This is a genomic window from Cryptosporangium sp. NPDC051539, from assembly GCF_044454545.1.
GTDB lineage: Bacteria > Actinomycetota > Actinomycetes > Mycobacteriales > Cryptosporangiaceae > Cryptosporangium.
In genome coordinates this window covers 1195315-1206496 of sequence record NZ_JBITDV010000001.1, presented here as the reverse complement: position 1 = coordinate 1206496, position 11182 = coordinate 1195315, and the positions used below count along the sequence as shown (strand labels likewise).

The 11182-nt window shown below is 72.6% G+C and carries 8 protein-coding genes; 1 reads left to right on the top strand and 7 read right to left on the bottom strand.

What is annotated here, in order from left to right:
* Positions 1-732: 732 nt before the first annotated feature.
* The 3 genes from ACIBZJ_RS05730 to ACIBZJ_RS05720 all read right to left on the bottom strand — a co-directional run bounded on the left by ACIBZJ_RS05730 (position 733) and on the right by ACIBZJ_RS05720 (position 3573).
* On the bottom strand, positions 733-1494 hold the full coding sequence (locus ACIBZJ_RS05730; protein ID WP_395925874.1) for an MBL fold metallo-hydrolase: 762 nt from the start codon (positions 1492-1494) through the stop codon (positions 733-735).
* A complete protein-coding gene (locus ACIBZJ_RS05725; RefSeq protein WP_395925873.1) occupies positions 1491-2720 on the bottom strand; it encodes a cytochrome P450 in 1230 nt (409 codons plus the stop codon). The genes ACIBZJ_RS05730 and ACIBZJ_RS05725 overlap by 4 nt, the downstream gene beginning before the upstream one ends.
* Before the next feature lie 172 nt (positions 2721-2892).
* Positions 2893-3573, bottom strand: coding sequence for an SDR family NAD(P)-dependent oxidoreductase (locus ACIBZJ_RS05720; RefSeq protein WP_395926040.1), 681 nt, complete (start codon positions 3571-3573; stop codon positions 2893-2895).
* 93 nt (positions 3574-3666) lie between these two features.
* Between ACIBZJ_RS05720 and ACIBZJ_RS05715 the strand changes: the two genes are divergently transcribed.
* On the top strand, positions 3667-4077 hold the full coding sequence (locus ACIBZJ_RS05715) for a winged helix-turn-helix transcriptional regulator (protein ID WP_395925871.1): 411 nt from the start codon (positions 3667-3669) through the stop codon (positions 4075-4077).
* Here ACIBZJ_RS05715 and ACIBZJ_RS05710 read toward each other — a convergent pair.
* From ACIBZJ_RS05710 to ACIBZJ_RS05695, 4 genes are all read right to left on the bottom strand, one after another.
* A complete protein-coding gene (locus ACIBZJ_RS05710; RefSeq protein ID WP_395925869.1) occupies positions 4074-4235 on the bottom strand; it encodes a hypothetical protein in 162 nt (53 codons plus the stop codon). The two genes, ACIBZJ_RS05715 and ACIBZJ_RS05710, sit on opposite strands and share 4 nt — an antisense overlap.
* Positions 4232-4915, bottom strand: coding sequence for a DsbA family oxidoreductase (locus tag ACIBZJ_RS05705; protein ID WP_395925867.1), 684 nt, complete (start codon positions 4913-4915; stop codon positions 4232-4234). Before ACIBZJ_RS05705 ends, ACIBZJ_RS05710 begins: the two co-directional genes overlap by 4 nt.
* 286 nt (positions 4916-5201) lie before the next feature.
* Entirely contained in the window at positions 5202-7895 is a 2694-nt protein-coding gene (locus ACIBZJ_RS05700) for an FtsX-like permease family protein (protein WP_395925865.1), read from the bottom strand.
* Positions 7892-11026 (bottom strand): FtsX-like permease family protein, encoded by a 3135-nt coding sequence (locus ACIBZJ_RS05695; protein ID WP_395925863.1) that lies wholly within the window; start codon positions 11024-11026, stop codon positions 7892-7894. The genes ACIBZJ_RS05700 and ACIBZJ_RS05695 overlap by 4 nt, the downstream gene beginning before the upstream one ends.
* Positions 11027-11182: the final 156 nt, after the last annotated feature.

Below are 11182 nucleotides of genomic sequence, written 5' to 3'. Positions count from 1 at the left end.
ACCGCGCCGACCACGTCCGCGCCGACCACGTCCGCGCCGACCACGTCCGCGCCGACCACGTCCGCGCCGACCACGTCCGCGCCGACCACGTCCGCGCCGACCACGTCCGCGGCCAAGACGACTTGGCGCGACGTGCTTGTCGGTCCCGGCAGCGTCGACGCCTTCTACCGTGAGTTGTCGACCAGCCGCCTGACCGTTCAGCTCGTCACCGGGGCCGTCCAGGGCCCCGTGCAGCTTGACGGGACGTGGACGGACTGGTTCACGATGCCGACCGGCACCAATCAGTGGTTCGTCAAGGACGACGTCGTCCAGCGGGTGGTCACCGCCCTCCAGTCCGTCACGGACTGGACGAAGGTGGACGCCCTCTTCCTCGTGTTCCGGTCGGACGGGCTGGAGCACGGTCGCGACAGCGGTCACGCTCACGAGCGTCACAGCGAGACCCAGCCCGACACCGATACCTCGTTGAGTGCGACCGCGCCGACGGCGTCCCGGCTGATGCCCGCGGGTGCGCGCGGGTGGCCGCGTCCACCGGGCACAACAACCGGAGTCCTGCGGGCCGAGAGCGAAGGCACCGCGCCCGGCGATGCCGGCGACCGGCTCCCGGCCGCGTCGTGGGCACTGCGGTCAGGTTGTTCACCGGGAAGTGTGGGCAGCACCCGCGGCGCCCGGGTCGTCGACTCGACGCCGCCGGCGACGACGACGACCGACGCACAGCCGACCGCGGCGGCTGGGTCAGCGGCGCAGGTACTCCAGCTGCGCCTCCACCGACCTCTCGGCCGGCCCGCGCAGGCCCGCGTCGAGACCGGCGTACACCACGTCGACGATCGCGCTCGCCGAAACGTCGGGACCGAGCCGGGTCAACGCGTCCTGGACCTGCCGGAGCCGCTCCTCCCGGTGGGCCAGGTACGCGCCGGCGACCGAGGCCAGGTCGCACCGCGCGTCGCCGTGGCCGGGCAGGACTAATGCGTCCGGGATCGCGGCGAGGAGCCGGAGAGTGTCCAGGTAGTCGCCGAGCGACGTGACCATCGTCGTGCCGCGGCCGACGATCGTGTCGCCGGTGAGCACCGCCTTCCCGACCCGGAAGCAGACCGAGTCGTCGGTGTGCCCGGGGGTGTGGACGACCTGGATCTCCAGGCCCGACGCGCGAATCGTCTCGGTGCTGGTGAGCGGCTCGGCGTCCCGGCACCGGGTCGGGTCGTAGGCGCGGATCGGGGCCCCGGTACGGGCCGCGAGCCACGGTGCGCCCTCCACGTGGTGGACGTGCCGGTGGGTGAGGAGGATCAACGTGACCCGGCCGGCGTCCGCGACGCGGGTCAGGTGCTCGACGTCGGCCTCGCCGGGGTCGACCACGACGCAGGTCCGCTCACCCGGTGCGCGCAGAATCCAGGTGTTCGTGCCGTCGAGCGTCATCGGCCCCGGGTTCTCCTCCAGCAGCACCGACGCGATCGGCGTCACCGTGCGCAGCACCCCGTACTCCGGGGCGGTCGGACTCACCGCCCTTCCCGACGCGCGCCGGCGGGACGCAGGATCACCGGCAGGGCGTCGAGGCGACGCATCAGCATCCCTGGGCGCCACCGCACGTCCTCAGCCGGGACCGCCAGGTCAGCGCCGGGAAATCGGCCGAACAGCGTGCCCAGCGCGATCGTGGTCTCCAGCCGGCCGAGCTCGGCGCCCAGGCAGCGGTGCACGCCGTGCCCGAATCCCAGGTGCCCCCGGGTGTCGCGGCCGACGTCGAATCGATCGGGGTCGGGGTACCGGGAGGGATCACGATTGGCCGCACCGGCCGAGATCAGCAGCAGCTCACCGGCCGGAACGGTGACGCCGGCCAGCTCGACGGGATGATCGAGGAGCCGCGGAACGAGCATCCGTAACGGGGTCTCGAACCGCAGGACCTCCTCGACGCACGCGGTCAGCAGCCCGGCGTCGTCGCGCAGCCGGGCCAGCTCCCGGGGATGGCACAGCAGCGTGAAAACACCGCTGGAGATCGCGCTGGCCGGTTCCATTCCCGCGTTCAGCATCAGCGGGATCATCGACACCAGTTCGTCGTCGTCCAACCCGCCCGCCGCGTGGGCCCGGACGAGCTCGGTGAACAGATCGTCGCCCGGCTGTTCGCGTTTCCGATCGATCATTTCGCCCGCGAATTCCAGCAACCGCAGTGCGGCGTCCTCCACTTCGGACTTGCTCGGCGCGGTGAGCAGCGCCATCTCCCACACCGGAAAGCGCCGGCGGGCCTTCTCGGGCACGCCGTACAGCTCGGAGACGACGGTGGCCGCCAGCGGCCGGGAGTAGCGTGCGACCAGGTCGACCGGTTCGTCGGTGGGCAGTTCGTCGAGCAGGTCGGTGGCGATCCGCTCGATCCGGGGCCGCAACGAGGCGAGGCGCGCCGGGGTGAAGTGCCCGGTCACGAGGTCACGCAGCCGGCGGTGGTGCGCGCCGTCCTGCTGCAGCACGCTGCGACGCATCTGGCGGGGCAGCTTCGCCCGTCGCTCGATGTCCAGCAAATTCTGGGCGACGACGACGTGGCGGTGCTCGACGAGGTCCACCAGCAGGCCGGGGTCGGCGAGCAGCGAGCGGGCGTCGTCGTAGCGGGTGATCAGCCACATCCGGAAGCCGCCGTTCTCCACCGGAACCGCCGCGTGGTTCTCGCGCAGATCGGCCAGGGCCGGATACGGGTCTGCCATGAACGGCCGGTTCAGCAGCCGGACGACGTCGGGGTTCACGGGCGAGCCCTTCTCTGCCACGAGCGCGGTAGAGGTGCTGTTCGGGTTCTTCGTCGCCGAGCGTCCGTGGGGTGATGGGTGCGGAGCGTGGGTGAGACGCTACCGTGCGGATTCTCCCGGCTCCAGTACGTTCCGGCGCCGATTTTGTGGACGAAGGCGGTAGAGCGCTGGGTTACGGAGCGGCGTAGGGGTGCTCCGCTCCGTCGCGGGTGGTGTAAAGGCTCCAGTAGTGCTGGGCGATGACGTCGGGCTGGGTGCCCGGGCCGCCGGTGCCGATCCACGCGAAGATCGGCACGTGGGCGACGTAGACGCCGGTTCCGGCGGTGGCTTGGTGCAGCTTGAGAGCGTAGGTGCGTAGCGCGCCCGAGCCGATGGCGGTCGCGGTGAACTCCGCAGGTCCGGCCATCGGGTCCGTGGACGATCCGCCGGTGGTGTAGAGGACGGTCCCCGACCCGCGCGCGATCATGCTGGACAGGACCTGCTCAGTCGTGGCGATGCCGCCGTAGAGGTAGTAGTCGATCTGCGGCTGGATGCTGGCGCGGTCGGCCTCGAGCGGGGTCGGGTTGCTCAGCCCGGGGACGGGGTTGTGCGGGGCGGGCGAGTACTCGAGGACGTCGACCTCGCCGAAGCGCTCCTTGATGCGGTCGAATGCGGCGGCGACGGAGGCGGGGTCCATGACGTCGGCGGCGAAGCCTGCGGCCTCGATCCCGGCGTCGGTCAGCTCGGCGGCGAGGGCGTCGAGCCTGGTCTGCGTCCTGGAGACGAGGGCGACGGAGAAGCCGTGGCTGCCGAAGGCCTTGGCGATGGACAGCCCGAGGCCGGGTCCGGCTCCCACGATGGCGATGGTGGACAGTCCTGGTTCCCTTCGATTCGTTACATACTTGTGGTGTGGCAGCAGACCAGGAGGGCTGCATGTCGGAGTTCGTGGATGCGGAGGGCGGACGAGATGGCGACAGCGAGGACGATCAGCGGGCCGTGCCGGGCCTGGCCGCAGGAGAGCGCGTTCATCCGCGAGGTGCTCGACCGGATCGGCGACAAGTGGACCGTGCTGATCATCAGCACGCTGGGCTCGGAGCCGCTGCGATACTCCGAGCTGCAGGCGAGCATCCCGGGCATCTCGCAGCGGATGCTCACGGTGACGCTGAAGGCGCTGGAGCGTGACGGGCTGCTCAACCGCACGGCCTACGCCGAGGTACCGCCCCGGGTCGAGTACGACCTGACCCCGCTGGGGCGGTCGCTACTCGATGCCGTGATGACGCTCGCGGGCTGGGCGGCCGGCCATCACGAGGACGTCGCCGCCAGCCGACGCGAGCACGAGCTGAGCGGCGTCGGTCGCGAGAAGTCGGCCAGGGCCTAGCGCTCCGCGCCCGGTGCGGTGGGGTCGGTTTCGTCGCTGCTCTCGGGTGCCTCGGCCCGCAGTCCGGAGACCTCGCAGTAGTCGCTGTCCGGCTCACAAAAGCCGACCGGCTCGGAGTCGAGGACCGTCAGCACTGGGATCGGTGTGCTCTCGCTCATGCCGGCACCTCCTCGGATGCGAGGGCTTCGAGCGCTTGGTCGAGGGCCCGGCCGTAGGCGGTCACGGACTGAGCGCCCGACGCCGCGATCCGGCGGCCGAAGACCGTGAACGGCACACCCCGCGCGCCCAGCGCCGTGCCCTCGGAGACGTCGGCTCGGACCTCGTCCGCGAACTCGTCGCCGGCGAGGACGTCGCGCACGCGGTCCCCGTCGAGGCCGAGGGACTGTGCGACCTCGACCATGGTGCCGGTGGCGTAGGGGTCGATCTCGCCGGAGAAGAACCGGTCCTGGATCTCGGAGAAGAACTCCAGGCCTTTGCCGGACTGCTCGGCGAAGTGCATCACGCGGTGCAGGTTGAACGTGTTGGCGTTCTTCCGGTCGAGGTCGAACTCCAGGCCTTCGCTGTGGGCGATCGCCCGGATCCGCTTCTCGGCCTGAAGGACGACCGAGGGGTCGCCGCCGTGCTTGCGCATGAAGACAGCCTCGATCGGCTCGGGCTCCTTCGGGGAGTCGGCGTTCAGCTCGAAGGAGCGGATCTTGATCCGGAAGCGGTCGGCGTCGGGCCGAACCTCGATCGCACGCTGGAGCCGGTGCTTGCCGACGTAGCACCAGGGGCACCCGAGGTCGGCCCAGACTTCAACGACGACGGGGGCCGGTTCGGCTGTGCTGCGCTGTTCCACTCTCATCACCTCACGATTGGTCCGTAACCACATTGTGAGTGTGTCGAGCGAGGGTTACAAAAGGCACTTTGAAGTGCGTGGCGGTCGCCGCCGGCGGCTACACCGGCAAGCCGCAGCGTCGCGTGACCAGCGGGGTGGCCGCTTCTTGGGTGGCGAGCTCGTCCTGGGTCTGCTGCCAGTCCTCGTCCGCCTGCGCGACGTCGGTGACGACGACGTCCGCGCCCAGCCGGGCCAGGCGCCGGGCGCGCGCCGCGCCGACGCCCCGGCACGGCGTCCTTCGGGCGTCTCAGCCACCGACACGGAGGACGTCGCCGAGGCGGCGGGAGCGACGCACGGCGGCCTCGGCCGCCACCACGGCGATCAGCACACCGAGCAGCAGCGTGACGGTGACACCGAGCAGCCACCACGGCGCGACCACGGAGGGGTTCTCGGTCTGACCGGTGAGCGTGCGCAGCGCGAGCGCGCTGAACGTCAGTCTCACCAGCAGGAGGCCCAGCAGCGGCCCGCTCACGATCGCGACCAGCACCGGTGGAAGGAGCTCGATGGCAGCGACCCGATGCGTGTCGCGGGGGCGGAGACCGAGGGTGCGTAACCGAGCCAGGGTGCTCCAGCGTTCCGGGGCGCTGGCCGCCGCGCCCAGCGCGAAACCCAGTGACCCGAGGACGAGCAGCGTCCCGGCCGCGGCGCGATCCAGGGCCATCAGGCCGGCGTTCAACGGTGCGCCGGTGCGCGCGCGCAGGATGTCGCTGCGTACCACGACCTGCCCGTCCGCTCGGTGCATCGCCCGGGCCGCACCGGGTCCGTTGGCCCAGACGGTGTCCGGCTCGAAACCCAGTCCTGCTTTCGCGTCGGCGACGATGAGGTCTTCGGCGCCGTTGACGGCGGGAGCGGTGCCGACGGCCACCAGGTCGACGGGCGGCCCGTGAGCCCGGCTCAATTGCAGGTGCATTCCCGGGCGCAGACTGTCGTCACTCGAACGGACGAGAACCGGAATCGGGCCGGGCCGAGAGCCCTTCAGCCGCTCCAGGTCCGCGGTGTCCGGAAGCCGGTAGTGGCGCAGCAGCGCGGCCAGTTCGGCGGAGTCGGCGACCACCAGACCCGGGGTGAGCCGGTTCCCGTCCGCCAGCACGCGGACACCCTCGTCGATCTGCGCCGTCACTACCTGGTCGACGCCGGGCGCAGCGGCGATCTCCGCGGCGATGGCAAGGCGCGGCCGGGGGGAGTTGGCCGAGACGTCGAGGCGGGCGTCGGCACCGACCACGCGCCAGGCTCCGTCTTCGCTACCCCGGGACGAGGTCGTGCCGAGCGTGAGCGCGAACGTCGCGAGCGTCGTCGTGGTGACCAGGACGAGCAGCGGCAGCGTCCGGGCGGCGGTCGCGGAGGCGCGTGCGGCGCCGAGAACGGCCAGCAGGCGGCGGGAGCGCTGGAGCTGACGGAGCGTCAACCCGATGCCGACGGGCATCAGCCGCCGCAGCAGCAGCGACCCGGCCACCGCGACCAAGGTCGGCGCGCTCGCAGGCAACGCACCGTCGCCTCCGGTTTGGATGCCGCGCTGTCGCAGCGCCCCCACGGCCGCGGCCGCGGCGGCGACGACCGCGACGTCGACCGCAGCACTGCGTAGTTGCGTCGTGCGTTCGTGCCGGCGGCGGGCCGTGCGGTTGGCCGGTGTGCGCCGGTCGCGGGTGGCCCGGGCCGCGACGAGGGTGCCGAGCGCCGGGCCGGCGAGGAGGGCAGCGGTCAGCACGGTGGCCGCACCGCCGATCGCCGCCCCGCCCACGAGGACCAGTGACAGGACGAGCCCGAGCGCCGCCGCGGGCAGTGCCACCGCGCCCGCTTCGACCAGCAGTTCGGCAGCGATGCTGGGGAGCGAGGCACCGCGCTCACGGGCCGCGGCCAGTGCCGTCGACCGCCGCCGGGCGATCAGGTCAGCGGTGAGCAGCAGTACCAGCACCGCCCCGGTGAGGACGGCGATGAGCAGGAGGGACGCCTGTGCCCGCGCGGCGGCGACCTGGTCACGGACGCCTCGCAGGACGTCGTCGAGCCGGGTGTCCCACTTCGGCGTGGTGTCGTACTGCGTGGACGTCCCGGAGCGGGCTTTGAGTGCGACGACGGTGCGGGCCAGTCGCTGCGCCGAGTCCCAGCCGAGTTTCCCGGGATCGGTGGTGAACCAGACGGTGCGGCGGAACTGGTCCGGGGGCACCGCGAGCCGCCCGTCGGGCAGGGACTCCGCGGACAGCATCCCGCCGAAGCGGCTGCTGTACGGGCTGTCCAGGCCGGGAACTCCGCGTAGCAGCCAGGGGACGACCTGCCACGCCGGGTCGTTCGGATCGACCGGCCGGAAGATGCCGCTGACCAGCACGTTGTACGGGGTGCGCTGCGCGTCCTCGACCGGGACGTGGTCGCCGGGCCGGAGTTTCAGGACCGCCGCTTCGGTCTCGGAGAGGCCGACCTGGACCTCCCACGGTGGGCCGGGGAAATCGATCACGACGTCGCCGTCGACCGTGCCGCGGGGCGCATGCCCGGCGACCCAGGTCACGTCCGGACCCCCGTGGTCGTTCTGGACGTAGTTGAGCTGGAACCGACGCGGAATGCTGGCGTCGGTGATCTGCAGCGAGAGGCTGGACGCCGTGGTGACCGGCCGGCGCAGCGCGGCACGCAGCCGGGGGTCGAGCGTGTCCACGGCCTGGGCGCGGAAGTCGTCGACGTCCGCGGCCAGTCGCTCGAAACGGAACCGCCCGCCGACCAGTCCGTAGTCGTCGGGCCAGCGCGAGTCGACCCTGACGTCGGAGTCGAGTCCGGCCCGGCGGACGGCGTCCCGGGTCGCGTCGTCGGCCGTGGCGCGTATCAGTTGCGGGACCGCCGCCCCGAGCAGCGTCACGACCAGCACGACGGCGGCGACCAGCCCCAGCGGTCCGACATCCGCGCGGGCCCGGCCGCGGACGCTGGGCCAGTGGATACGGATGTCCGGACGGCGGATCACGACGCCACCCGCAGGTGCGCGGCGTCGGCCCGGCGCGCTTGCACGCGGACGACGGCGGCCACGGCCAGCCCGGTCCCGACGACGAGCAGGGCCAGCAACGCGCCGATCGACGGCCACGGCCAGTGACCCGCCACCGCCGGAACCGGTGCGGCCCCGGTGTCGGAGCGGATCAGCAGCGGGGTGAGGACCCAGGTCGCGGCGGAGCCGATCACCGCTCCCGCCGCCAGCACCGGACCCAGGACCGCCGCGTGCTCGAGCAGGAGCGCGGACCGGATCTCCCTCCTCGACAGACCGAGCCCCCGCAGCCGAGCGACCTCCAGTGCGCGACGCTGGACGTCGTAGGACACGTGGAGCATCACCCCGGCGAACAGGAGAAGAGCCGAGGCCGCGACCAGCATTCGGAGCACCGCCGGAAGCGACGCCCGGAGCGGCCCGCGGGTCAGCTGTTCGGTCTCCGACGCGCGGGTGGTGACCTCACCGATGTGCAGCCGGCCGATGGCGTTCGCCGCATCGGCGCGGGGACCGCCGACCCACCATCCGGTGACGGGTGACTCGAAGTCGCCGTGCGTGATCAGGGCCCGGGAGAGCGTGTCCACATCGGCGATGGCGGCGGGCCGGCCCGGCGCGGAGGGGATCGCGGGTGTGACGCCGACGACCTCGGCCGCGATCGGCGTCGTGCCGATCGAAAGGTGCAGCGGGGTTCCGGGGCCTGCGCTGATGACGTCGGCCAGAGCGGTGGAGATCGCGACCGGGACCGGTCCGGGATCCGGGAAGGTCGTGGCGACGAGCACGCGGCTCTCGTCACCCAGATCCGTGAACGACACGTCCGACGTGACGCGCATCCGGGTGCCGGTGGCAGTGATCGTCGATCCGGAGAGCTGGCCGGTGTTGCGGACTGCTGCGTGGACGCTCCAGTCGGCCGTAGTGGCGGTCACCCCGCCGGGCAGGGTGAGCGACACGTCGATGTGGCTGCGCGCCGGCGGCAGGTCGGTAGTGACCGGCAGCCCGACGGCGACGAGGTGAAGCCCACGGACGGCCGCGCAGGCGGGCAACGGATGCGGATTGCCGTCGAGCGGTACGGGTGGGCTGCTGCAGGTCGTGCGCACCCCGGTGGCGTCCTGGAGCACGAGCCGGGGTGCGACCGCGACCGGCCCGGCGCTGGCCGTGCCCGTGAGAACCGTTGCCGCGGCCGGCGGAAACTGGGGGCCGCTCACCCGGGTGGTGGGGGAGAGCGGCTCGGTCACCGCGGCCCACGTCCGGTCGGTGCGTCCGCGGAGTACCGCGTCGGCCTGCGTGGTGTCGATCGCGACCAGCTGCGGAGTGGGGCCGGCCTCGCTGGAATACTGCCCGATGGCGATATTCCGGACGGAGATCGGGCTGAGGACCCCGCCGGTGGCTGTTCCTATCGGCGCGCCCTGCCCGGCGGTGGGTGGTCCGGCCAGGGCGAGGGCGAGGTCGGTGCCGACGGCCAGGTCGGCCTGGTCGTGTTGGGACGCCGTCCAGGTGGCGCCGAACGCGGTGCCGAACGTCGCGACCGCGCAAGCCAGCCCGATCAGCAGGCCGGCCGCGAACGCCTGCGGCCGGCGCGCGGCCTGGAACGCCGCCAGGGGGAACACGAGTCCCCGGGACGTCGCCGCGAGCCGTTCGGCCCGGCGAAGGACCGGGGGAAGCACGCGGAGGACGAGGGCCACGCACGCCACGAGAATCAGCGCCGGGGCGAGCACCCGCACGACGTCGACCCGGGTGTCCTCGGCGGCGGGCTGGGCGCGGAGCTGCCACCAGCCCACGGCCGCCAGTCCGCACAGCAGCACGTCGGCGCTGGAGCGGGCGAGCGGACCGCGGTGCGCGCGACGGCCGTCGCTCTCGGGAACCCGACGCAGCGCCAACACGACGTGCAGGACCGCGAGCGCCGAGGCGCCGGCGAGGGCGGCGAGGATCTGCGTCGGTGTGGCGGTGGGGGACGCGGCGAGCCCGGCGTCGGACAGCGGCGCCGAGTGTGTCAGCGCGGCATGCAGCAGGGACGAGGCCGGAATCGCCGTCGCTGTCGCGAGTGCGGCGAGCAGCGCGGCCTCGATCGAGGCGATCGACGCCAGCTGCCCGCCGCTGGTTCCGAGCGCGGTGAACAGCGCCTGTTCGTCGCCGCGCACAGCGACGGCGAGTCGTCCCGCGAGCGCGAGTGCACACGCCGCGAGCAGTGCCCCGACCAAGGCGAAGGCCAGGACGGATCCCGAGACGAGTTCCCGCTGTCGGAGGGCGTCGTGAATGACGTCCGGGATCGGTGAGTTGACGCGGTCGTAGTCGGCACGATCACCGAGCAGCGCGGAGAGCCTGCGGTCGGCCCCCGCCAGGGAGGCGTCGAGCTGGTCGAGCTCGCGGCCGGTCGGCGAGGCGAGGTCGAGGCGAGCGGTGACCTCGAGCTGGTCGATCGAGGAGCCGGCGGACAGCAGGTCCTCGAGCGGTGTCAGAAATGGGCCGTACGCGTTGACCCGGGGCGCGTAGCTGGCTTCGGTGGGGTCCGGGTCGAAGCCCGCGCCGTGAAGCGGATCCCGGTCCCAGCCGGCGTCGGGTCGCGGGTGCACGAGCCCGACTACGGTCAGGTCGATCGGCCGGGCCGGAGCGCTGCCCACCGGTGCCCCCAGGCGCACGGTGTCACCGACGTCCAGCCCGAGCAGCCGCGCCGTGGTGTCGAAGAGCGCGGCTTGCCGGGCGCCTGCCCGCGGCCAGTGCCCGGCGACGAGCGTGGCCGCGCGCTCGAGGTCGTCGACGGCGGAGAGATAGCCCTCGCTGAGCAGACCACGGCCGGTGTCGCTGGCCGCCGGTAGCCGCTGCATGACCGTGGAGACGCGCGTGGTGGTGGTCGCGTCGAACGGCGCCACTGTCGACGTCAGGAAGTTCCGGGCGTCGGTGGCCACCGATCGGGCGTCGACGGCCCGGATCGTCACCGCGTAGACCGTGGCGCTGTTCTCGGCGGCCGAGGTGCGGGACGCGGCGACCTCGACGGCTCGGTCGGAGGTGCGGGTGACCAGCAGCGCGCAGGTGCCGAGCAGCGTGGCGCCGAGCGTGAGCACCGCGAGCAGACAGCCGAGCAGGGGCCACTGTGCGCGGGCGCGCCGCACGACCAGGCGAATCACGACAGCGACCTGGCCTGTGCGTCGGACATGGCCCTCCCCGGCTGTGACCGGGCCTGAACCTACAGTGGACGGAGCCCGAGTGAAAGCGGTCTCACGGGATCGACGGGGAAGCTCCCGGCCCGGGCGCGGGTCTTCGCCACCGGGCGGAGCAGCAAG

Bases quoted from the DNA above. Each gene is read 5' to 3' on its own strand.
- ACIBZJ_RS05715 (WP_395925871.1), top strand. From the start codon at position 3,667: ATGGCGACAGCGAGGACGATCAGCGGGCCGTGCCGGGCCTGGCCGCAG.
- ACIBZJ_RS05710 (WP_395925869.1), bottom strand. From the start codon at position 4,235: ATGAGCGAGAGCACACCGATCCCAGTGCTGACGGTCCTCGACTCCGAG.